This is a genomic window from Shimia sp. Alg240-R146 (genome assembly GCF_947331465.1).
In the GTDB taxonomy this organism is placed as follows: Bacteria; Pseudomonadota; Alphaproteobacteria; order Rhodobacterales; family Rhodobacteraceae; genus Shimia.
Genome location: NZ_CAMZOK010000003.1, coordinates 215,700 through 239,180 on the forward strand (window position 1 = coordinate 215,700; position 23,481 = coordinate 239,180).

Annotated in this window: 23 protein-coding genes; 18 read left to right on the top strand and 5 right to left on the bottom strand. The window is 57.4% G+C overall.

Annotated elements, in window-relative coordinates:
- Positions 1-7: 7 nt before the first annotated feature.
- The 16 genes from PG871_RS16670 (at position 8) to PG871_RS16745 (ending at position 15,624) form a co-directional block, all read left to right on the top strand.
- Positions 8-1,486: a CpaF family protein gene (locus PG871_RS16670; protein ID WP_270731314.1), complete on the top strand. Its 1,479-nt coding sequence runs from the start codon at positions 8-10 to the stop codon at positions 1,484-1,486.
- Between the two features lie 5 nt (positions 1,487-1,491).
- Positions 1,492-2,460, top strand: a complete 969-nt coding sequence (locus tag PG871_RS16675; protein ID WP_270731316.1) for a type II secretion system F family protein — start codon at positions 1,492-1,494, stop codon at positions 2,458-2,460.
- A gap of 13 nt (positions 2,461-2,473) precedes the next feature.
- Entirely contained in the window at positions 2,474-3,454 is a 981-nt protein-coding gene (locus PG871_RS16680) for a type II secretion system F family protein (protein ID WP_270731317.1), read from the top strand.
- 15 nt (positions 3,455-3,469) lie between these two features.
- On the top strand, positions 3,470-4,030 hold the full coding sequence (locus PG871_RS16685) for a tetratricopeptide repeat protein (RefSeq protein WP_270731318.1): 561 nt from the start codon (positions 3,470-3,472) through the stop codon (positions 4,028-4,030).
- A gap of 26 nt (positions 4,031-4,056) precedes the next feature.
- Entirely contained in the window at positions 4,057-4,905 is an 849-nt protein-coding gene (locus PG871_RS16690; RefSeq protein ID WP_270731319.1) for a tetratricopeptide repeat protein, read from the top strand.
- Positions 4,906-4,915: 10 nt separating this feature from the next.
- Positions 4,916-5,449: an A24 family peptidase gene (locus tag PG871_RS16695; RefSeq protein ID WP_270731320.1), complete on the top strand. Its 534-nt coding sequence runs from the start codon at positions 4,916-4,918 to the stop codon at positions 5,447-5,449.
- Positions 5,450-5,563: 114 nt separating this feature from the next.
- Entirely contained in the window at positions 5,564-6,871 is a 1,308-nt protein-coding gene (locus PG871_RS16700; RefSeq protein ID WP_270731321.1) for an ATPase, read from the top strand.
- Between the two features lie 60 nt (positions 6,872-6,931).
- Positions 6,932-7,168 (top strand): membrane protein insertion efficiency factor YidD, encoded by a 237-nt coding sequence (gene yidD / locus PG871_RS16705; protein WP_270731322.1) that lies wholly within the window; start codon positions 6,932-6,934, stop codon positions 7,166-7,168.
- Between the two features lie 87 nt (positions 7,169-7,255).
- Positions 7,256-7,756 (top strand): hypothetical protein, encoded by a 501-nt coding sequence (locus PG871_RS16710; RefSeq protein WP_270731323.1) that lies wholly within the window; start codon positions 7,256-7,258, stop codon positions 7,754-7,756.
- Positions 7,757-8,109: 353 nt separating this feature from the next.
- Entirely contained in the window at positions 8,110-8,979 is an 870-nt protein-coding gene (ttcA, locus tag PG871_RS16715) for a tRNA 2-thiocytidine(32) synthetase TtcA (RefSeq protein WP_270731325.1), read from the top strand.
- 61 nt (positions 8,980-9,040) lie between these two features.
- On the top strand, positions 9,041-10,594 hold the full coding sequence (locus PG871_RS16720) for a putative bifunctional diguanylate cyclase/phosphodiesterase (RefSeq protein WP_270731328.1): 1,554 nt from the start codon (positions 9,041-9,043) through the stop codon (positions 10,592-10,594).
- Between the two features lie 118 nt (positions 10,595-10,712).
- Positions 10,713-12,545: a membrane protein insertase YidC gene (gene yidC, locus PG871_RS16725; protein ID WP_270731330.1), complete on the top strand. Its 1,833-nt coding sequence runs from the start codon at positions 10,713-10,715 to the stop codon at positions 12,543-12,545.
- Complete coding sequence (locus PG871_RS16730) at positions 12,545-13,288, top strand: MOSC domain-containing protein (RefSeq protein ID WP_270731333.1); 744 nt, start codon at positions 12,545-12,547, stop codon at positions 13,286-13,288. Before yidC ends, PG871_RS16730 begins: the two co-directional genes overlap by 1 nt.
- Positions 13,288-13,941 (top strand): ribosome biogenesis GTP-binding protein YihA/YsxC, encoded by a 654-nt coding sequence (gene yihA / locus PG871_RS16735; RefSeq protein ID WP_270731335.1) that lies wholly within the window; start codon positions 13,288-13,290, stop codon positions 13,939-13,941. Before PG871_RS16730 ends, yihA begins: the two co-directional genes overlap by 1 nt.
- Positions 13,942-13,985: 44 nt before the next feature.
- On the top strand, positions 13,986-14,816 hold the full coding sequence (locus tag PG871_RS16740; RefSeq protein ID WP_270731337.1) for an NAD(P)-dependent oxidoreductase: 831 nt from the start codon (positions 13,986-13,988) through the stop codon (positions 14,814-14,816).
- 112 nt (positions 14,817-14,928) lie between these two features.
- Positions 14,929-15,624 (top strand): CDP-alcohol phosphatidyltransferase family protein, encoded by a 696-nt coding sequence (locus PG871_RS16745; RefSeq protein WP_270731339.1) that lies wholly within the window; start codon positions 14,929-14,931, stop codon positions 15,622-15,624.
- A 4-nt stretch (positions 15,625-15,628) separates the two neighbouring features.
- Here PG871_RS16745 and PG871_RS16750 read toward each other — a convergent pair whose 3' ends face one another.
- Positions 15,629-16,081, bottom strand: coding sequence for a methylated-DNA--[protein]-cysteine S-methyltransferase (locus PG871_RS16750; RefSeq protein WP_270731341.1), 453 nt, complete (start codon positions 16,079-16,081; stop codon positions 15,629-15,631).
- A gap of 120 nt (positions 16,082-16,201) precedes the next feature.
- Positions 16,202-19,111: an isoleucine--tRNA ligase gene (gene ileS / locus PG871_RS16755; RefSeq protein WP_270731342.1), complete on the bottom strand. Its 2,910-nt coding sequence runs from the start codon at positions 19,109-19,111 to the stop codon at positions 16,202-16,204.
- Between the two features lie 368 nt (positions 19,112-19,479).
- Here ileS and PG871_RS16760 point away from each other — a divergent pair, with 368 nt between their 5' ends.
- A complete protein-coding gene (locus PG871_RS16760; RefSeq protein ID WP_270731343.1) occupies positions 19,480-19,758 on the top strand; it encodes a hypothetical protein in 279 nt (92 codons plus the stop codon).
- A 60-nt stretch (positions 19,759-19,818) separates the two neighbouring features.
- On the top strand, positions 19,819-20,226 hold the full coding sequence (locus PG871_RS16765) for a group III truncated hemoglobin (RefSeq protein ID WP_270731344.1): 408 nt from the start codon (positions 19,819-19,821) through the stop codon (positions 20,224-20,226).
- A 20-nt stretch (positions 20,227-20,246) separates the two neighbouring features.
- Here PG871_RS16765 and PG871_RS16770 read toward each other — a convergent pair whose 3' ends face one another.
- Genes PG871_RS16770 through PG871_RS16780 form a run of 3 tightly spaced genes read right to left on the bottom strand, consistent with a single transcriptional unit; the run spans position 20,247 to position 23,377 of the window.
- Positions 20,247-20,960: a VIT1/CCC1 transporter family protein gene (locus PG871_RS16770; protein WP_270731345.1), complete on the bottom strand. Its 714-nt coding sequence runs from the start codon at positions 20,958-20,960 to the stop codon at positions 20,247-20,249.
- A gap of 9 nt (positions 20,961-20,969) precedes the next feature.
- The gene (locus tag PG871_RS16775) at positions 20,970-21,965 is read right to left on the bottom strand and encodes a YcjF family protein (protein ID WP_270731347.1); all 996 of its coding nucleotides are present in this window, start codon (positions 21,963-21,965) and stop codon (positions 20,970-20,972) included.
- On the bottom strand, positions 21,962-23,377 hold the full coding sequence (locus PG871_RS16780) for a YcjX family protein (RefSeq protein ID WP_270731349.1): 1,416 nt from the start codon (positions 23,375-23,377) through the stop codon (positions 21,962-21,964). The genes PG871_RS16775 and PG871_RS16780 overlap by 4 nt, the downstream gene beginning before the upstream one ends.
- Positions 23,378-23,481 lie beyond the last annotated feature (104 nt).

Genomic DNA, 23,481 nt, shown 5'->3' on the forward strand with positions numbered 1-23,481 from the left:
TAATTAAATGTTTTCACGGTACAAAAAACCCGAAGCTGGCAAGCCAGCGGCCGCAGGCAAAGCCCCAAAGGCCGCTGCCCTCGCCGCCAAACAAGCGCCCAAAACGCCTACAGCCGCGCCGCGGCCAGAGGCCGTGTCTGAGGAAAGCAAGGTCATGCGCCGCCCCGTGGCGGTCAAAGCCGCTGTGGCCGCAACTGGTGACAAGGAACGCCGCCGCAAGGAGCGCCTTGGTGAGATCAAGCTCGAGCTGCACCGCGAGCTTTTGGACAACCTGAACCTTGCCGCACTCGACAAGGCGACGGAGAAAGACCTGCGTGCCGAAATCGGCTCGATTGCCACCGAAGTGCTGCAAGAAAAGGCTATTGTTCTCAACCGCGAAGAACGCTCGACCCTGTTTCAGGAACTCTATGATGAAGTCACCGGCCTCGGTCCTTTGGAAACTCTGCTGCAAGATGACACCGTAAACGATATTCTGGTGAACGGTCCCAAGCAGATCTTTGTGGAACGTGACGGTAAACTCCAACTCAGCGACATCGTCTTCAAAGACGAAAAGCACCTGTTGCGCATCATCGACAAAATCGTGTCCGCCGTGGGTCGTCGCGTCGATGAATCCAACCCGTATGTGGATGCCCGTCTTCAGGACGGTTCGCGTTTCAACGCCATGGTACCGCCCGTTGCGGTGGACGGCTCTCTGGTCTCCATTCGTAAGTTCAAAAAGGACAAACTGGGCATTGATGACCTGGTGCGTTTCGGGGCGTTCTCCGAAGAAATGGCCGCCTTCCTGCAGGCCGCCGTGTCCACCCGCCTGAACGTGATTGTATCTGGCGGTACCGGGTCTGGTAAAACCACCACGCTCAACGCCCTCAGCTCCTTCATTGATGACGCTGAACGTATCCTGACCATCGAGGATACGGCGGAACTTCAATTGCAACAAACCCACGTGGGTCGCATGGAAAGCCGCCCGCCCAACGTTGAAGGCAAGGGCGAGGTTTCCCCGCGCGACTGTCTGAAAAACGCCCTGCGTATGCGGCCTGACCGCATTATCGTGGGCGAGACGCGTGGCGAAGAAGTGATCGACATGCTGCAGGCCATGAACACCGGCCACGACGGCTCGATGACCACGATCCACGCCAACAACGCACGCGACGGGATTTCACGTCTGGAAAACATGATCGCGATGGCTGGTATCGAAATGCCGCTCAAGGCTGTCCGGTCGCAGATTTCCTCGGCTGTGAACCTGATCGTGCAGGCTTCTCGCCTTCAGGACGGCTCGCGCCGCATGACGTCGATCACTGAAATCACCGGCATGGAAGGCGACGTGATCTCCATGCAGGAACTGTTCCGCTTTCAGCGCACAGGCCTGACGCCAGACAACAAAATTATCGGGCACTACACCGCCACCGGTGTGCGCTCGCACTATTCCGAACGTTTCCGCTTGTGGGGCTATGACCTGCCAGCGGCCATTTATGAACCGACCGCGGAGTAAGACCTATGCCATTTTCTCCCGAACTTCTTGTTTATGGTGCCATTTTCGTTGGGGTGTTCTTCCTCGTCGAAGGCGTCTACCTGACCGTTTTTGGCAAATCCATCAGCCTCAACAGCCGCGTCAACCGCCGCCTGGAGATGATGGACAAGGGCGGGCGCCGCGAAGAGGTGCTGGAACAACTCCGAAAGGAGATGAGCCAACACGCCGAAAACAAAACCATTCCGCTTTACTCAATTCTGGCGGAGAAGGCGCAGAAGGCGGCCATTGCCTTTACGCCACAGCAGTTGATGCTGATGATGCTGGGCATGTCTGTGTTTGCCTTTGCCGGCTTGTCGATTGGTACCAGCACTGGTCTGGCCGTGCGCTCCGGGATCGCCGTAATGGTGGGTGTCGGAGGGGTTTATATGTGGGTTTCGATGAAGGCCGGAAAGCGGATTTCCCTCATCGAAGAACAACTGCCTGATGCTATTGAACTGATGGTGCGCTCGCTGCGCGTCGGCCACCCGTTTTCCTCAGCAATTCAGATTGTGTCCAAAGAGATCGAAGACCCTCTGGCCACAGAGTTTGGTGTGATTGCCGACGAAAGCGCCTATGGCCGCGACATGGGTGAAGCTCTCAAAGACATGTCCGAACGTCTGGATATGCAAGACATGCGCTTCCTTGCGATGGCCGTGACGATCCAGCAACAAGCCGGTGGTAACCTGGCCGAGATCCTTGCGGGTCTGTCCAAAGTGATCCGCGCCCGCTTCCGTCTGTTCCGTCGTGTGAAAGCCATCACCGCCGAGGCGAAGTGGTCGGGCAAGTTCCTGTCCGCCTTCCCGATTGGCGCGTTGATTGTGATCAATGTGATGGACCCGAACTACTACGACGAAGTCAAAACGCACGAACTGTTCATTCCTGGCTGTATTGCCGTTGGCATGTTCCTTGCCGTCAACCTGTTTGTGATGCGCGTGCTCACCAACATCAAAGTCTGAGGAGACCACCGCTATGACCACGATGGAAGCCCTCGTCCTGATGCTCACCGACATGCTGGGTCCAAATGGCCCGATGATCGCAGTTGGTGTGATTGTTGCCTTTGTAGCTTTGGCCGCCGTGCCGCTGCTTCTGTCGCGCCGCGACGATCCGATTGAAAAACTTAAGCGCGCGCAGGCTGGCGGAGGCGATAAAGCGTCCGGCAAGAAAGAAGTGCTGCGCCGCAAATCTGCCAACGCCAAGCTCGACAAATACAAAGCCTTCCTTGAACCGCAAGACGCGGAGGAGTTGTCCTCAGTACAGCTCAAACTGATGCAGGCGGGCTACCCGTCCCGCGACGCTGTGCGTGCGTTTCACCTTGCCCAGATGGTGCTTGGTATTGGCGGGCTCATCGCTGGCGTGGCGTATTTCATTCTTGTCAAACAGACCGACGCGTCCACCACCAAAGACATGCTAATGTGGACACTCGGTCCCGGTGCCGCTGGCTATATGCTGCCCAAATACTGGGTCACCCGCCGTGTCGAAGCGCGCAAAGAGGAAATCACAGCCGGTTTCCCGGATAGCCTCGATATGATGCTGGTGTGTGTTGAAGCCGGCCAATCACTCGATCAGGCCATTGTCCGCGTTGCCGAAGAACTGCGCGCCTCTTACCCTGCGCTCGCGCATGAATTTCAGATCGTTGCGCATGAAATGAAGGCCGGCAAAGACAAATCGCAAGTACTGTCTGATATGGGCGAGCGCTGTGGCGTTCAAGACGTGTCGTCGTTCACCACCGTTCTGGTACAGTCGGCCACGTTTGGTACGTCAATTGCCGACGCGCTTCGGGTTTATGCCGGAGAAATGCGTGACAAACGAGTGATGCGCGCCGAAGAGGCCGCAAACAAGTTGCCAACCAAAATGACGCTTGCCACAATGATGCTCACAGTGCCGCCGCTGCTGATCATTCTGGTGTCTCCATCCATCATCGGGATCATGAACTTCGGTGCACCCCAATAACCGATTGAATATGCCATGATCCGGGCCACTGCCCTTCTGACGATATGCTTTTTTCTGGCCGCCTGTCTCACGGGCGGCCAGAGTGTTTCCCCTGACAGCCCGTTCGCCCCCCCAGTGGACACCTCCAAAGACGCCGTAGACCCCGTAATTGTCGGGTGGCGGCTGATGGGCGCAGGCGAATACGAATTGGCTTTGCAGACCTTTTACCGTGCAGCCAACACGCATGGAGCCACGCCGGAAATTCTGGCCGCGGCCGGCACCGCCAACCTTGGACTTGGCCGATTGGGCCAAGCAGAAGACCTTTTGCGTCAATCTCTGGACAAGCAACCCAACCATGCGGAAACATGGAATAATCTCGGAATTGTCCTTATGGAAAAGGGTGCATTCCCAGAAGCAGAGCTGGTTCTGAAAAAGGCATTCGCGCTCGACAATGGCGAAAGTGACGCAATTCGCGATAATTTGCGCTTAGTACTCGCAAAAACAGAAAATCCTGCTTATGATGATAAAAAAATACAAGAATACAAATTGGTGCGTCGGGGAAGCAGTGACTATTTGATCCGCCAGACACCAGAATGAGGTTGAAGCAGTAAAGGACGCACACTATGCGCCATCCTTTCATCGGGACAGTTTGTCTTGCAGGGGCTCTGGTCCTGTCAGCGTGCGCTGACAAGGAACAGGAAAATGTCGAACGCGCCCTTCAGGACGTGAATGCCGTAGACGGCGCCAATCTTTCGGATGTGATGCTCACAGTGGCAGACCCGAACGAAGGCGTGACGTATTTCCAGCGTACGCTCCAGGAAAACCCTGACCGCGTTGATATCCAGCGGGGTCTGGCGATTTCGTTTGTGCGCGCCAAGCGTTTCACCGAGGCCGTGCCCGCTTGGCAACGTGTTGTCAAACACGCCGACAGCACCGCTAGCGATCGGGTCGATCTGGCAGACGCGCAGATCCGCGGCGGTCAATGGAAAGAGGCTGAAGCCACTTTGGACGCCGTGCCGCCCACGCATGAAACCTTCAAGCGGTACCGCCTTGAAGCAATGATTGCCGACAGCAATCAGGAATGGAAAAAGGCCGACAGTTTTTATGAAACCGCCGTGGGTCTGACCACGCGCCCTGCTGGCGTCATGAACAACTGGGGATATTCCAAGCTGACCCGTGGCAACTATGCCGAAGCTGAGCGTCTGTTTGGCGAAGCGATCCGTCAGGACAGCACGCTTTTCACCGCCAAAAACAACATGGTTCTGGCCCGTGGCGCACAGCGCAACTATACGCTTCCGGTTGTACCAATGGTTCAGACCGAGCGCGCGCAACTGCTGCACACCTTGGCCCTTTCAGCGATCAAGCAAGGCGACACCGAAACCGGCAAGGCCCTGCTGCGCGATGCAATTTCGACCCACCCACAGCATTTTGAGGCCGCAGTAAGAGCTTTGCGCGCGCTCGAAAACACCTGACGTTGGTCTGATGCACATCCCTGCCACCACGGCTCTCTGGTTTCTTCTGCCAGTGCTGCCGATCTGTCTGCACATCTTTTTTGTGGACATGAAATACAAAAAGATCAGCAACCGCGTCGTGTGGCTGCTGTTCTCTGTCTTTGTGGTCTTTGGCCTGATCCTGCTGCCATTCGAAGACTTCTTATGGCGCTTTGCCAACTACGGTATTGTTTTCGTCGTGGGCCTTTTGATGTGGATGCTACGTCAGGTCGGAGCAGGGGATGTGAAACTCGCCGCGGTTATGGCGCTGTTCATCGACCGCGCCGATGCGGGTGTGGTGATGTGGATTGCCTTTGCGGCTATTCTCGGCGCCACCGCCGCGACGCTCTTGGCGCGCTGGACACCGCTCAAACGGATGGCCCCTGATTGGGCCGCATGGCGGTCACCGGACAAAGACGATCCCAACGCAGTCGGCGGTGGAAAGCAATTCACTGTTCCTATGGGCACGGGCCTTGGTTTGATGCTTTGTGCCTACCTGATCCGCGCGGTGATGATCGGGCAATAAGCGCCCACTTTCCCTATCGCTGGCCACAACCGGCCCCAAAATCGCCCATTTTGCACTGTTTAAGGTTTGGAAACACAGAGGGTCCAAAATGGCCTGAACTTGGAGTTTTCGACGATGAACATGCAGACCGGCAATGTCATGGCCCCGCCCCCACCCAAACGGCTGGAGGACATGAAGCTTCCCGTGGTGATGATGCGGGATATCATGCTCAAAACCATGTTCCGCAAGAACATCGACATGGTGTCAGATGTGGCCCGCGCGATTTGCCTGCCAACAGCAGTCACTCAAGAGCTCATCGATATGGCCCGTGAACAGCGCTTGCTTGAGGCGACCGGTACGCTCAATGCCAACAGCGGCAATGAGATGGGCTATCAATTGACCGATGTCGGCAAAGCCCGCGCGCTGGATGCTTTGGCACAATCTGAATACTTCGGCGCCATGCCGGTGCCGCTGGACGTCTATCGCGAACAGATCAGACGCCAGTCGATCCGCAACATTCAAATCACCCGCGATCAATTGACCGACGCCATGGGCCACTTGATCCTGCCACCGTCGCTCCTCGGCGAACTTGGCCCTGCTGTCAGTTCTGGCCGCTCGATCCTGATGTATGGCCCGCCCGGCAACGGTAAATCCTCGATCTCCAACGGCATCCGCGACGCGATGGGTGACAAGGTCTATGTGCCCCACGCCATCGAATATGCCGGTCAGGTTATCACCGTGTACGACCCTATCGTACACTCTGCCGCAGAGGGCGATACGCAAGATGCAGGCAGCCTGCGCCGTGTTGCACGCTTTGACAGCCGCTATGTGAAATGTGACCGCCCGACTGTGATTACCGGTGGTGAACTGTCTCTGTCGATGCTGGATCTGGTCTATAATCCCACGGCCCGCACCTATCAGGCGCCCTTGCAGCTTAAATCCACCGGCGGCATCTTCATCGTCGACGATTTGGGCCGTCAGGAAGAGCCGCCCCAGTCACTTGTGAACCGCTGGATTGTTCCGCTTGAAGAAAGCAAAGACATTCTCGCCCTGCAATCGGGTGAAAAATTCGAAGTGCCGTTTGACACGCTGGTGATCTTCTCCACCAACTTCCACCCAAACGAAATCTTTGACCAGGCGGCGCTGCGCCGGATCTTTTACAAGATCAAAATCGACGGCCCTAGCCAGGAAAATTTCCTGAAAATCTTCGCCCTCGTGGCCAAGAAAAAGGGCCTGCCGCTGAATGAGCCCGCGCTCATTCACTTGCTGAAAAACAAATACCCGACGATCGACAACATCTACGCCAACTATCAGCCGGTTTTCCTCATCGATCAGATGATTGCGATCTGCGAATTCGAGGGCATCCCATATCAAATGACCCCTGAGTTGATTGACCGCGCTTGGGCGAACATGTTCGTCAAAGACGAACACATTGTGAAATAATGCGAGTGGGGCCTTGGTCCCACTCTTCTCATTTTGGCACCGCGCGTCTACATAGGCGTTATGACGCCGCTCGCCCATATTGCCGCCCTGCCGGTCCGCCTTTACCGCCTGCTGTTCAGCCCTTGGGTGGGGTTTAACTGCCGATATCAGCCCACATGTTCCGCTTACGCGCTGGAAGCGTTGGAAAAACATGGTGCGGTAAAAGGCAGTTGGCTCACTCTGCGACGTATTGGCCGCTGCCATCCCCTAGGGGGAAGCGGTTACGATCCAGTACCGGACCACAAAGACGAGCCCTGAGTGCGACCAGCGCTTTGCCGAACTGGACAGCGCCACCGCCGGGCTCTAGCGTCAGGATATTCAATTTAGCTATTCTGGAGTAATATTATGCGCATTATTTCCCACGTCCTTGCAGCCGCCTTGACCTTAACTGCCCTCCCTGCCGCCGCCGAAAAATTTGTCGGGTATGGCGCCATCGAAGGGTGGAATGTCTATGTCGATACAGAAAAAGGCACCTGCATGATCGAGGCCAAAGACGATTTGGACAACGTGGTTCAAATGGGTCTGACAGAGGAACGCGACGTGGCCTATATCGGCGTGTTCACCAAAGCCAAAACCAAAATCAAGCGCGGTTCCAAGGAAGAAGTCGCCATCCTAATTGGACCGAACCTCTATTGGGGCGAGGCAACTGGCATGCGTGGCAATATCACCAAAGGGTATAGCGGCGGGTACGTTCTCACCAATGATCCGCAGGTGATTGAAGACATCGCCAAAGAATATGTCATGACCGTATTTCCCGAAAAAGAATACGCCTTCTCTGTGAATTTGGCAGGGACCTACAAGGCAATAGAACTGGCCCGTCAGTGCCACGATGACCAACTAAACTAAGCGTCGCAGTCTAATCAGCCCAGACAATTTCAGAACCGCAGCCTTGCTGCGGTTCTTTTCGTTCGCGCCAAACGATGGGTCCGTAAAATCGGCGATTCTGGTCCGGTTTTGCTTCCCAAGACGCGCCGACGATGCTTTGCACACCCAATTTATTGGCGAAATTCCGCAAACCGGGCCGAGTTCGGCAGCAATTCGCATATTTTTGGCGCAGCCGACCAATCCAATTTGCATCTAAATTGCATAAATGTTGTTCAGACAGCAGACACATTCCGGCCGTGCGCCGCTCAAACCCTTAACCCAACCAATACGGGTCGCCGATTGACCACAAATATGGAAGTCACGTAAGGCAAGCCATGATTGATGATCTTGATGATATTCACCCGCTTTTTCACGGCGCCCCAACTTCGACCTCGTTTAAGAAGTTGCGCAAACGCATTGTTCGCCAAACCCGCGAAGCCATCGAACAGTATGGCATGATCCAGCGCGGCACCCGCTGGCTGGTCTGCCTTTCAGGCGGCAAAGACAGCTATACCCTGCTCGCAGTGTTGCACGAACTCAAGTGGCGTGGACTTTTACCCGTCGAATTGCTCGCTTGTAACCTAGATCAGGGTCAACCCCACTTTCCAGCCACAGTTTTGCCAGAGTTTTTGGAGCAAATGGGGGTCGAGCATCGAATCGAATACCAGGACACATATTCAATTGTTAAAGATAAAGTACCAGCAGGACGCACCTATTGCGCACTGTGCTCCCGTTTGCGGCGAGGAAACCTTTACAGGATCGCACGCGAAGAAGGGTGTTCCGCAGTGGTTCTTGGCCATCACCGCGACGACATTCTCGAGACGTTTTTCATGAACCTGTTTCACGGTGGGCGGCTCGCCACAATGCCTCCGAAACTGGTAAACGAAGAGGGTGATCTCTTTGTTTATCGCCCTCTCGCACACGTGGCCGAAGAGGACTGCGAAAAGTTCGCTAAGTCCATGAATTACCCGATTATTCCTTGTGACCTTTGTGGATCTCAGGACGGCTTGCAACGTCAGCAAGTCAAACAAATTCTCGACCAATGGGAGCGCAACAGCCCCGGACGCCGCCAAGTCATGTTCCGCGCGCTCACCAATATCCGCCCCTCGCACATGCTCGACCCTAAACTCTTCGATTTCGCCGGTCTCTTAACAGAAAGGTTCAAATTTGAAGAAAAGGACGAGGATGTACCAGTGTTCCGTTAACCCCAGAATGAGGAAACTTACGTAGTTTCGTCGTCACAAATTCTCCGATCAGGACGTGCCAATGCCTCTGCGCAGTGCAAAATTTACTCAGACCCTGAAGTCCGCGGCAACGCGGGATTTCCTGCGTCGTCGTGCATTTCCAGCCGCCATCCCGTTTCTGACTCTGGCGGCTTGGGCGGTTCTGGGTGAAATCGGGCTGATGCTGGCCGCGACGATTTTGCCGCTGCCGTTCCTTTTGTCTCCCCTCAAATCCAGCGAGCGTAAGGACGCCGATGGCGGTGACTTTGACGGGTTGACCGGCCTTCTGCTGCAGGCCGCGCTGGAACGCCGGATGGAAGCGCAGATGGCGCATCTGACCGACGCCGGCAATGCCACTTGCTGCTTTTCGATCAAGATCGACGGGTTTGCCCGGTTGCGCGAAAACCACGGCGACCAAACCGCCGAAGAAGTCTTGCGCGTTCTGGCCAACCGCATTCGCGGCGCTTTGCGCTCCCGTGACATTGTCGCGCGCTCTGGTGACAGCGCCTTTTTGGTGTCGCTCGATCCTGTGCCAAACCTTGATCTTGAAACCGCGATCCAGATGGCCAACCGCTTCCAAGCTTCGGTGGAGGAAACCATTCCTCTGCAGATGGCCTCGATCTATGTCACCTGCTCTATCGGCTTCTGCCTGTCGTCACGTTTGAACCGACCCAGCGCCACAGCGATGATTCAGGGCGCCGAAATGGCCATGTCAGAGGCCCATCTGTCTGGCACCTCTAACATCCGTGCCTACACTGCCGATATGGGTCGCAAAGTGATTTCGCGCCGCAAAACCGAAAGCGAAGCCGCACGCACCCTGCAAAAAGACCAGATCAAAGCGTGGTTCCAGCCGCAGATATCCACCGACACCGGTGAAGTCACCGGTTTTGAGGTTCTGGCCCGCTGGGAACATCCCGAGCGCGGCATCCTCGCTCCGGTGCAGTTCCTTGATGTGTTGAACCAAACCGGTCAGATGGGCGAGCTGGCCGATCTGATGACACGCCAGGCCCTCAATGCCGTGCGCGCATGGGACGATGCCGGCCTTCATGTGCCCTGTGTCGGTGTAAATTTTGCAGGCGATGAGCTGCGCAGCCCCACCCTCGTGGAACGCCTCCAGTGGGAGCTTGACCGCAACGAACTCGACGCTGACCGTCTGGGCATCGAGGTTCTGGAAAGCGTGATCGCGGGCACACCGGACGATATGGTCGTGCGCAACGTAGAGGCCATAGCAAAAATGGGCTGCAATATTGATCTGGATGACTTTGGCACCGGCCATGCGTCGATTTCGTCGATTCGCCGCTTGCCAGTGAAGCGCATCAAAATCGACCGCTCGTTTGTCACCAACGTTGACCGCGACACCGATCAGCAGCGCATGATCGCCGCAATTGTCACACTGGCCGAGCGGCTCGACCTGTCGACACTGGCCGAAGGTGTTGAAAACGCAGCGGAACACGCGATGCTGTCACAACTGGGCTGCGCCCACGTGCAGGGCTTCGGCATCGGGCGCCCAATGCCCTTTGAGGACACCATCCAATGGATGGAAGATCACAAGGCCAAGCTTGGCCCTGCCATGACCATCGGACAAAAGTCCGGCTAAGCTGGTTTTCCTGAACAATCCTCGCCGACAAGCGGGGTCTCAAGCGGAATCCGCTTGACCTTTGTGCCCCTTCTCTGTTGAACCTCCCCAACGTTTCAACGACAGATGGCAAGTGGCTATGGACGATCAGAACAAGAACCTCATTCTCGCGACGGTGCTCAGCTTTGCCGTTATTTTGGTCTGGTTCTTGATTATGCCGCCCCCGGAGATGGTCGACGATCCCAACTCACCGGCCGCGGCCGAGGCCACATTGGGTGACACATCTGTGCCTGCAGCCGCTGCAAATGCAGACGCTTCAGCCGCTGCCGCAAACACCAGCGCCACCGAAGCGGCTGATGCCGCAGTTGATGCCCCTCGTATTGACATCGCCACTGACCGTTTGTCCGGTTCGATCTCGCTTCAGGGTGGCCGCATTGATGATCTGAAACTTAACGACTATCGCGAAACACTGGATGCGGACGCAGAGATTGTATCGCTTCTGTCGCCCACCGGTGCGCCAAACGCCTATTACGCGCTTTACGGCTGGGCCCCCGGCGCGGGTCTTTCGCTTGACCAAGTACCCGGCGCAAACACGCTCTGGTCTGTGGCTGGCAACGACACGTTGACCGCTTCAACACCTGTTGTTTTGACATGGGACAACGGCGCAGGTCTTATCTTTACGCGCACAATCTCGGTCGATGAAAACTTTATGTTCTCGGTCGATCAGTCCGTGGAAAACATCGGTGCCGGCACAGTTTCCTTGGCGCCCTATGGTATGTTGACCCGTCACGGTGAGCCGGAAGATCTCAAGAACTTCTTCATCCTGCACGAAGGCGCGCTGCGTCAAAACGATGATGAACGTGAATACCTAGACTACAAAAAGCTGCGTGGCTTTGAGGGCCAGAACGCATGGGCTGGTGGCTCAGTTGTCGCCGATGTGGCTCGTGTCACTCAGGGCGGCTGGACCGGTTTCACAGATCACTACTGGATGACCACGCTGATCCCCGAAACCAACGCCGGATTTGACTCTGTGCTGCAATACGACGCCTCACGCGACGTCTATCGCTCGGTGGCACGTCTAGATACGATCACGTTGGCCGCTGGCGACACCAAATCCGCCACCACGCGTTTGTTTGCAGGTGCCAAGGAATGGGGAACCATCCGCGCCTACGAACGCGAAGGCGACGTGCGTAACTTCCTCGACACCATTGACTGGGGTTGGTTCTTCTTCCTGACCAAACCGATCTTTGCGCTGCTGCACTGGCTGAACTCGGTCATCGGCAACATGGGGTGGGCTGTTATCGGCCTGACTGTGATCCTGAAAATCATCGTCTTCCCGCTGGCCTACAAATCTTATGCCTCTATGGCCAAGATGAAAGAACTCCAGCCACAGATGGAAAAGCTGAAAGAAGACGCTGGCGACGACCGCCAGAAGATGCAGCAATCCATGATGGAGCTTTACAAGAAGGAAAAGGTCAATCCGGCGGCCGGTTGTTTGCCGATCCTGATCCAGATCCCGATCTTCTTCTCGCTCTACAAGGTGATTTTCGTCACGCTGGAATTGCGCCACGCACCGTGGTTTGGCTGGATCACCGACCTGTCGGCACCCGATCCCAGCTCGATCTTCAACCTGTTTGGCATCCTGCCTTTCGCCATTCCTGAACTGGGTTTCCTCGAAATCTTCAGCCTCGGCATCCTGCCAATCCTGTTGGGTATCTCGATGTGGTTGCAGCAGAAACTGAACCCGGCCCCCACCGATCCAACGCAACAGATGATCTTTGCGTGGATGCCATGGGTCTTCATGTTCATGCTCGGCAGCTTTGCCTCCGGTCTGGTTGTGTACTGGATCACCAACAACGTCATCACCTTCGTGCAGCAATACGCGATCATGCGGCAGCACGGGTATAAGCCAGACGTCTTTGGCAACATCCGCTCAAGCTTTAAGAAAAAGGCTAAGGAGGACGCCAAGTAATGGGCCTTGTAAAAGCTCTTTGGCGACACCCAATCAAGGCCCACGGACGAGAGTCCGTGGGTCATGTTTCTTTGGTGGAGGGCCAAACCTTCCCTTGGGACCGACGCTATGCCGTCGCCCACGAAGCAGCCAAGACATCGGGTGGCGAGTGGGCCGCCTGTGCCAATTTCTCGCGCGCCGCCAAAGCGCCTGCGCTGCAAGCGATCACTGCAAAAGTTGATGAAGCCACCGGCAAAATCACCCTGCAGCACCCTGATCTGTGGGAGCTGACGTTTGATCCTGAAACGCAGGGCGACAAACTGATCCATTGGGTCCGCCCCCTGATGCCTGCCGACCGCGCCGCCAGCACAAAACTGGTGCCCGCAGGCGAAAACGGCATGACCGACAGCCCGTTTGCCTCCATCGCCATTCACACCACTGCCAGCCACCGCGCCGTCGAAGGCCGCCTTGGCCGCCCGATTTCCACCGAACGCTGGCGCGGCAATATCTGGCTGGACGGGTTTGCCCCGTGGGAAGAATTCGACTGGATCGGCCAAACCCTCCGCATCGGCACGGCCGAGCTCGAAATCCGAGAGCGCATCACGCGCTGTCTGGCGACCACCGCCAACCCCGACACCGGCCACCGTGACACAGACACGCTGGGCGTTTTGAACGACTCCTTTGGCCATCAGGATTTTGGCGTCTATGGCGTCGTGACCAATTCCGGCGACATCTCCGTCGGAGACACTGCAGAGGTGCTCTGATGCAACTTCCCTTCCCGCTGGTCGAAGACCCCGACTCCATCGCGTCTGAACGTGGCCGCAAACTGTTTGACGGGTCTAACTCCGATTTCCTCAAAGGCGTCGTTGCCATGGACGGTCTGCCCGAAGGCGACCGGCTTGAGGTCTGCTTTGCCGGGCGCTCCAATGTCGGCAAATCATCCCTGATCAACGCCCTGACGGGGCGCAAAGGTCTTGCCCGTGCTTCCAATACCCCGGGCCGCACGCAGGAAATCAACTTCTTCACCCTAACCGACAGCCACTACCTCGTGGATCTTCCCGGGTATGGCTACGCCAACGCGCCCATCCCGGTTGTCGAAAAATGGCAACGTCTGCTGAAACGCTACCTCTCCGGCCGCGTCAATCTGCGCCGCGCCTTTGTGTTGATCGACACGCGCCATGGCGTCAAAGCGGTGGACGAAGAGATCATGAGCCTGCTCGACAGCTCCGCCGTGACGTTTCAGGTCGTCATGACCAAGGCGGACAAGGTCAAAGACAAGGATCGCGAAAAGATCCTCAATCAGGTGCGCGAAAAGCTCTCCAAACACCCCGCGGCCTACCCCGAGATGGTTCTGACCAGCTCTGAAAAAGGCGACGGCATCGCCACACTGCGCGCCATCATCGCAGGGCTGGACTAAACCGCCAACACACCGCTACCCTCCCGCAAAACGGGGGAGACAGCATGACACTCACAGGCATAGGCATTGCGGGCTGTGGACGTATGGGCGCGCCCATGCTTGCTGCTCTGCGCGCGGCAAGATTTGACGCCAAAGGCTTTGACGTGCGCCCAGCCACCGATTTCGGCACGCTCGCGCCCCAAATGCTGCCCCTGCCCGCTTTTCGGGATCAAACCGAAATCCTCATCTCCGTGGTGCGCGACATCGCACAAACCGACGACGTGCTCTTTGGCCCCCAAAACCTCGTTGGCACCGCCCCAAACCTGCGCAGCGTCATCATCTCTTCCACTCTATCGCCACGCTACGTAACCGACTTGCGCGCCCGCATACCGGATCACATCACGCTGATTGATGCACCGATGTCCGGCGCTGCCGTCGCCGCAAGCGAGGCACGCCTTTCGTTCATGCTGGGTGGCGAGGCGAACGACCTTGATGCGCACCAGCCGCTGTTTGACGCAATGGGTGCACATTTCCACCGCATGGGGCACTTAGGCGCGGGCATGCAGGCCAAGGTGCTGAACAATCTTCTGGCCGCGTCTAACACGGCCATGACCCGTCTTGTGCTGGATTGGGCCGATGCCGCCGACATCGATGAAACCCGACTTCTTGATTTGATCCATACCAGTTCTGGTCAGAACTGGTTTGCCTCCGGATTTGAAGAAATTGAATTCACCCGCGACGGCTGGCAGCCCGACAACACCATTGGCATCCTCACCAAAGACGTTGCTTCCGCGCTGGACGCCGCGCCGGATCAGGCTGACACCACCCTTCCGGAAACCGTCCAGGCGGCGATCCGTGCCCTTGGTCCGCGAAATCAACACACCAAATCTACTTAGAAAACGCCGCTGAGCCGCTGGTTTTCCACAAAAATCCTGCGCGTTTCCCGCACCTACGCAATACCGACGCGTTACCGTTGCCAAACCGAACGGTTTCCGGCATGACGTTTGAATGACACTTCGTAGCCGCGCCCTCGCCGTTCACCTATTCACTGCAACCGGTGCGGTTTTTGCCATGCTCGCCATGCTCGCCGCAGTAGACGGCGACTGGAGCCTCATGTTCCTGTGGCTTGTGGTCGCCTTTATCGTGGACGGCATCGACGGCCCGCTGGCACGCCACTACCACGTGAAAAAGAACGCGCCCGAGTTTGACGGCGTCCTGCTCGATTTGATCATCGACTACTTGACCTATGTGTTTATTCCGGCCTTTGCCTTGTTCAAATCCGGATTGATGGATGGCTGGACTGGCTGGTTCGCAATCATCGTAATCACCTTTGCTTCGGCGCTCTACTTTGCCGACACTCGCATGAAAACAAAGGATAATTCCTTTTCCGGCTTCCCTGGGTGCTGGAACATGCTGGTGATCGTGATCTTTGCAGTACAGCCGAATTTCTGGGTCAGCTTTGGGTTGGTATCGGCTCTGGCCTTGGCCATGTTCCTACCCATCAAATTCGTACACCCTGTGCGCACCGAACGTTGGCGTTGGCTGACACTGCCCATGGCTTTGGGCTGGACCTTCTTCGCTGGCTGGGCCGCGTGGGTAAATTTCGACCCGCAAAGCTGGGCGCACTGGGGCCTTGTGGCAACCTCGGTCTACTTGACCCTCGCCGGTGCTGCTCAGCAACTGATCTATCGCGAAAAGCTCTGATATTTCAGATCAATAGCCCGCCGGCCTTCTCATGTTTGAGCAGCCAAACTTTCGTTTCTACACCGCCAAGACCAGAAAACCCGCCCAGCCCGTTTGCCCCGAGCACGCGATGACAAGGAATAATCACCGGAATCGGATTGCCGCCACAGCCCTGACCAATGGCCTGCGCAGGAACGCCAAGCTCTTGGGACAATTCCCCATAAGTCTTTGTTTCACCCAGCGGAATCGCAACCATGGCGTCGCAGACTGCCTGCTGGAACTCTGAGGCCTCTACCCGTAGCGGCAGGTCAAACCCATTGCTGGCGTCCTCAAAATACGCCGTCAGCTGCGCGGCCGCTTTCCGCAACAGCGGTGTGTCATCTGTCCCGCCGCTCTCCCATTCCGCCCGCACAATCGCGCCGTCACGCTCGCTCAGCGTCATTGGTCCGGTCGGGGTATCTACTGTGATCTGCAACATGCCCCTACCCTGCCCAACGAAAAGGCGCCCCGCAAGCGGGACGCCTCATATTGCGCAACATTCGGAGCGGGTCCGGTTTTTCGAGCTCCCTCGCGGGGGTCGAAAAACCGCGCTTGAGGCTTAGCCCAACGCTTCGTTACAGCGGCCGCAAACGCCTTCATGTGCAAACTGTCCCACATCAGGCAGGATCTTCCAGCAGCGTTGGCACTTCTCACCGTCCGCGCGCTCAAACACCACACCCACACCTTCCGTCTCCGGCAAGCGGAATGCTTCGGCGGGCATAGGATCATTGGTCACAACAATGTCCGATGTGATGCAAACGTCCGCAAAATTCACCGATTTTAATGCTTCGACCACGTCTGCGTCACGCACATGCACGACCGGCGCCGCTTCCAGCGACGCACCGATGACTTTGTCCGTACGCTGCACTTCCAGCGCGGCGGTCACCACACGGCGCACATCGCGCACTTCGGCCCATTTCGCGGCCAAAGGCTCGTTCAGCCAATCCGCAGGCGTGTCCGGGAAATCCACCAGATGCACCGAGTTATCCTCACCCGGGAAGCGCTCCAGCCAGACTTCTTCCATGGTAAACACCAAAACCGGTGCCAGCCATGTGGTCAGACGGTGGTACAAAATGTCCAGAACCGTGCGGGCAGCGCGGCGGTTCAATGTGTCCCCGTCACAATACAACGCGTCCTTGCGGATATCGAAGTAGAACGCCGACAACTCAACGGTGGCAAAGTTAAACACAGCCGAAACCACACCCTGAAAGTTGAACTCCGCATAGCCCTTGCGCACCTGATGGTCCAACTCCGCCAGACGGTGCAGAACCCAACGCTCAAGCTCGGGCATGTCGGCAACGTCAACGCGATCGGCCTCGGTGAACTCGCTCAGCGAGCCCAACATGAACCGCATTGTGTTGCGCAAACGGCGATAGCTGTCCGCCACGCCTTTGAGGATCTCAGGCCCGATCCGCTGATCGGCGGTATAATCGGTCTGGGCAACCCAAAGACGCAGGATATCCGCGCCGTATTGCTGCACAACTTTCTCAGGAACGATGGTGTTGCCAAGCGATTTGGACATCTTGCTGCCCTTCTCGTCCAGCGTGAAACCATGTGTCACGACATTGCGATAAGGCGCGCGCCCATTGGTGCCACAGGATTGCAGCAACGAGCTGTGGAACCATCCACGGTGCTGATCGGTGCCTTCCATATACACGTCCGCGATGCCGTCGGCCGTACCGTCTTCACGATCGCGCAGCACAAAGGCGTGTGTCGACCCGCTGTCAAACCACACGTCCAGCACGTCAAAGACCTGCTCCCATTCATCAGCATCATAGCCGTCACCAAGGAAGCGCTCTTTGGCACCATCCATATACCAGCAATCCGCGCCTTCGGTTTCAAAGGCCGCCGACACCCGTCCGTTGACCTCCGGGTCACGTAGCAAGAAATCCGGATCAGTCGGAAGTTTGCCTTTGCGCACAAAACACGTCAGCGGCACACCCCACGCGCGTTGGCGCGACAGAACCCAGTCGGGCCGCGCTTCGATCATGGAATAGAGACGATTGCGACCCGTCTGCGGCCACCATTTGACCTCTTGGTCGATGGCGTTCAAAGCCCGCTCGCGGATCGAGGTGCCAAGCGCATCCTGACCGTCGCCAACAGCCCGATCTACCGACGCAAACCACTGAGGCGTGTTGCGATAGATGATCGGCGCTTTGGAGCGCCAGCTGTGCGGATAGCTGTGCTTGATCTTGCCACGCGCCAGCAGCCCGCCAACCTCGACCAGCTTGTCGATGATCTTTTTGTTGGCATCCCCCTCACCGCCCTTGCGGTTGAGAATGTAGGTGCCGCCAAAAAACGGCAAATCTTTGCGGAACCCACCATCGTCCATGACGTTGTAGGTGATCATCTGCTCCAGCATGCCAAGGTCACGGTAGAGCTCAAATTCCTCCATACCGTGGGACGGCGCGCAGTGCACAAAGCCGGTCCCTTCGGTGTCGGTCACAAAGGGTGCTGCACGGAAGTCGCGGATGTCATCCCACTCGCCCTCACCGCCCTCAGCACCATGCAACGGGTGCGCAAGACCAACGCCTTCCAGATCGCTGCCAGATACATCGCCAACGCGTTTCCACATGGTGTCATCCAAACGGGCACGGGTCATCACATCACCCGCCAGATTGTCTGCCAAAACAAAGCGGTCGCCCACATTTGCCCAGCTCTCATCCGGCGTGCCGGTCACCTCATAAAGCCCGTAAGCAATGTCCTTGCCAAACACGACGGCTTTGTTGGACGGGATCGTCCAAGGCGTCGTGGTCCAGATCACCACATAGGCACCGGCAAGTGGGCTTGCCTCAGGCGTCGCCACCTTAAACTTCACCCAGATCGTAAAGCTTTCCTTGTCGTGGTATTCCACTTCGGCCTCGGCCAACGCGGTTTTCTCAACAGGGCTCCACATCACAGGCTTGCTGCCCTGATAGAGCGTGCCGTTCATCAGGAACTTCATGAATTCCTCGGCGATCACCGCCTCGGCATGATAATCCATCGTGACATAGGGATCAGGCCAGTTGCCGGTGATGCCCAGGCGCTTGAATTCCTCGCGCTGGATATCGATCCAGCCTTCGGCGAACTTGCGGCACTCCTGACGGAACTCGACGATGTCCACCGCGTCCTTGTCCTTGCCCTTCTTGCGGTACTGCTCTTCGATCTTCCACTCGATCGGCAGACCATGGCAATCCCAACCCGGCACATAGCGCGCATCATGGCCCATCATCTGATGCGAGCGCACGATCATGTCTTTGATGGTTTTGTTCAGCGCATGACCGATGTGCAAATGCCCGTTGGCATAGGGCGGGCCGTCGTGCAGCGTGAAGGGCGTGCGCCCTTCCTTCTCGCGCAGGCGGTCATAAACACCGATTTTCTCCCAACGTTCCAGCCAAGCAGGCTCACGTTTGGGCAACCCCGCACGCATCGGGAAATCGGTTTTCGGCAGGTTCAGCGTCGTCTTATATTCGGGTGTATCGGCACACATGTGTCCGGTCCTTTTCAGGCGGTCTTTTCGGGAATGGTTCAGGGGCGGCGCGGTGTTCCATACGCCTTGTCCCGGCGGCTCGATGGATCAGAGCGCCGGGCTGATAATTCGAATAATGATGGCATGTATCTTCATCATAGGCGCGTTATAGGCTGCTCTTGTCACGTGGTAAAGCTGCGATAGGATACCCGCGAGGCATTGCAGGCAGAACTTTGATGAATAAGGGTATGATTGTGGCAATTTGTGTGGCATTTGCCGCCGGACTTTTACTGCGAGACTATCTGACACCTTGGTAACACAAAGCGACGGTTCGCACGTTGGACTGGGGGAGTGTCGTCCTTGCGCAAGATAGGCTTGGCGAGCGCAGCATGTTTTACGGTGATCGCTCGCTTTATGATGCCCGCGGCTCCTGCTTTCAGAATGCCAGATTGGTGTCGGTAAACTCCGATCTGGATCAACAAGTCGTTTTTGCCATTTGGCGCTGCGAAGCGGTCACTGTCGACGGAAACGAGATTGTCGAGCAACTGATCACGGAAGCCTTCGGGCGCAACAACTCCTGCCACCAAAAAGCATCTTACTGGTACGTGGTGACCCGAAAATCAGAGCCGTTGCCACGCTACGGTGTAGACTTTGCTCGCAACTGCTGAAGGATTGAACCCGTCAGCCGAAGTTGGTATCGCTGAGCAGCGCAAATTCGAGGTCCGACCATGGCCAGTATCCCCCCCAAATTCGACATCACCCGCCCCGAGATCGAGCGGGTCGTTGCCGCCTTTTATGCCCGCATTCGGGAACATCCCGGGCTCGGGCCGGTTTTTGCTGCGCATATCTCAGATTGGGAACCACATGAGGCCAAGGTGGCCAATTTCTGGGCCAATGCGATCCTGTTTGAACGCTCTTATGATGGCAACCCGCTTTTGGTCCACCGAAATGCCGGCAATGTACAGCCCGGCATGTTTGAGACGTGGCTGGCCCTGTTTGACCGGATTCTGGTCGCTGAACTGCGTCCCGACCAAGCCGCCGCCTGGTCCGCACTCGCCCACAATATCGGCCGCAGCCTGCGCGCTGGCGTGGTAGAAAAGGTCAAAAGTCCGGATGGTGTCCCGATACTCAGGTAACAGAGCGCCGATCTCGTCGATCAACCCACGTTGAACAAACTGCCAACACCATAGGCTATCACTGCCGCCACGCCGCCAATCGCCAACGTCTCCATCCCCGATTTCCACCACGGCTCCAGCGACCATTTCGCTTTCATTGTACCAATCGCAAAAAACGTCACACCCGTCATAATTGCTGACCAGCGAAATGCGTCTGGCACGCCAAAAATAAATGGCAACAGCGGCACCATGCCGGCCACCAGAAATGCCACAAAGGTCGCCATCGCAGCCCGCTGCGGATGCGGATCAACTCCGGCCAAGCCGTATTCGCCCTCCAGCATCAGTTGCACCGCCGCTTCTTCATTGGCCGCAATCGCATCCGTCGCTGCTTCCAGCACTTCGCCGTCCAAGCCCTTGAGGCGCAAAATCTCGCGGATTTCCAACCGCTCCCCCTCAGGCCACGTTTCCAGATGGTGTCTCTCCACCTCACGCAGGCGTTTGGCATCGTCCAATTCCGCCTTGGTGCCCAGAAAATTGCCTGCCGCCATGGAAAACCCATCGGCCAGCACATTGGCGATGCCCAGCGCCACGATGATAAACGGCGACAACCCCGCCCCCGCAACACCAGCAACAATTGCAAACGTCGTCACCGATCCGTCGATGCCGCCATAAACGATATCGCGCAACAGCCCCCGCCCCGGCGGGTTGCCAATGCGCCGTGCGACTTCTTCCTGAGAATGTCCGTGCTGGGTCACAACAACCTCTTACTTTTCCTTGCTAAACAGCCCCGCCAAGGCCCGTTTGACCAAACCTGTAACCGACGGCCGACGGCCTTCGCCAAATGGCATAGGTCGACAGACTACCATCGCCGCGACGCCAACGCGCGCTGTCAAAGCCCCATTGACGATGCCTTCTCCAAAGCGTCGGCTCAACTTACCCAAGGCGCCACCGCCGACCATCGACCCAATCAGATCATCACCAGCCGCCACAGCGCCGGTGGCCACCAGATGTGTCATAACGGCACGAAATAGTCGCCAATTTCCCAAGGCACCTGTGCGCCCGCCGTAAATCTCCGCTACCCGCCGGATCATGCGCAGGTTGGACGTCAAAGCCGCAATAACATCGGCCAGCGCCAATGGCACCAGCGCCGTCACGGCCGCCACCTGCCGGGCCGCCGCCTCGATCTCCATCTGCGCAGCTTTGTCGAGCGGCCCCATCAACTCGGTCTCGGCCAAAACAAACAAAGCGTCGGCGTCCAACACCTCGGCGCGACGCTTTTGCAGACTTTCGCGTGCCCAACTCAAGTCATCTCGCCCGCGATAGAACCGCAAAAGCCGGTCCACAAGCCTCCGGGCTCCGTCGAGCTCTCCGGCGTCAACAGCTTGGGCCGCCTCATTCTTGAGCCCATCCACACGCCGCAACCGGGCAAACCCTGCCATCTCGCGCAGGATCATCAACAGAGCCACGACCAGCAAGCCCGCCCCCACCACGCTCACCGCCATGCCCAAAGTCGGCGACCGGGCTGCCAAACCTACTGCAAAATCCCAAGCAGCCACGGAAACGGCTGCGCTGACAAATGTCGCCAGCAAGCCCCAGAACAGGCTCGTAAGCCAACTGACCTTGCGCGTACCGAGCCGAGCGGTCACCTGCATCGCCTGTCCTTGCGGAGCCACGGCGCCCAGTTCCGGTACTGGGGCAGCTTCCGCCACGCTGGGCGCGTCGCCTTCTTCCAAATCGATCAACACCGGCCCCTGGCTCACAATAGGTCTCCAATCAAAAACTGCGCCGCACGGTCTAGTCGGATATGCGGCGGCCCTTCACCCGGTCTCAAAGTCAAAGGCGCAGGCGCAAACTTCATCACTTGATAGTCCTGCCCAAGCCACTTTGCGGCCCCATCCCGCGCCGGCGTAAGCAAGACACTCGGATCATCAGGCAAGGCGCCGGGATAAAACGCCGCCTGCTTACCGCCATCCAAGAGCCGACCGCGCACGCAATCCAGCGGCTTGCCCCCATGTATCACAGTTTCTTCTACCGTCGCGCGTAACGCCGCCAAAGACACCGCCTGCGTCGCAGCCCCGGCAAATTGCGCCCGATCCGCCGCATCCCGGGTCAGCGCCTGCATAATCGCCGTCAATTGCGGATGCTGCGAATGATGCAAATGGTCGGCTTTGGTTGCTGCGAACAGCACCCTTTCCACCCGTTTCCCCCGCATCAGACGCGCCAGAAACGAGTTCCGCCCCGGCTTAAAGGCTGCCAACGTATCACGCAGTCCACCCCGTAAATCCTCTACGGCTTGAGGCCCGGAATGGATCGCCCCCAATGCGTCCACCAACACCACCTGACGGTCCAGTCGAGAAAAATGATCGCGGAAAAACGGTGCGACGACCCGCGCCTTGTAGGCCTCAAACCGCCGCTCAAACGCCCGCCACAAGGACCGTCGCCCTGCCTTGTCGACCTCTGCCAACGGCGCAAACGTCAGCGCAGGTGATCCCTCCAGATCCCCCGGCAACAAAAACCGACCCGGTGTGCAATCGCTGAACCCAGCCGCGCGCGCCGCATGCAGATAGCCCGTAAATGCCGCCGCCAATACCTGCGCCTGTGGCTCATCAAGCGCGTCCGCACCATCCACATTCGCCAAAGCCGCCAGATAATCTGCCGCCGCATCACGTGCCTTAAGAGCGTCCAAAACTTCGGCGCTCCATTGTGCGAAGCTTTTGCCCATTAGCGACAGATCCAACAGCCACTCTCCGGGATAATCGACTATATCAAGATGCACGGTCCGCGCACCCTGAAGCCCTGCAAACATGCCCGCAGGTTTCACCCGCAATGTCACTCGCAATTCGCTGATCGCGCGCGTGCTCTCAGGCCAGTTCGGTGTCTCCCCCGTCATGGCCGCCAAATGCGCCTCATAGTCAAACCGCGGCACCAGATCATCTGGCTGTGGTTGCAAAAACGCCGCCTCGATGCGTCCTTCGGCATGGGCCGAAAGTTGCGGCATACGCCCGCGATCAAGCAGGTTTGCAACCAGAGACGTGATAAATACCGTTTTGCCGGACCGCGCCATACCAGTCACGCCGAGCCGGATCACCGGTTCGAACAATGCCTCCGATACCCCATCGCTGACTGCCTCAACCCGACGCAATACCCCGTCGGCTATGCTGGAAATGACCACGCAAAGGCCCCTTTTCCTGTTTCGCATCAAAACCTAAGCCCTGCCGCGTGCCATTACCAGTGGTGCAAGAGCCTTCTATTTCCCCCCAAGGTGCGCTATTTGCG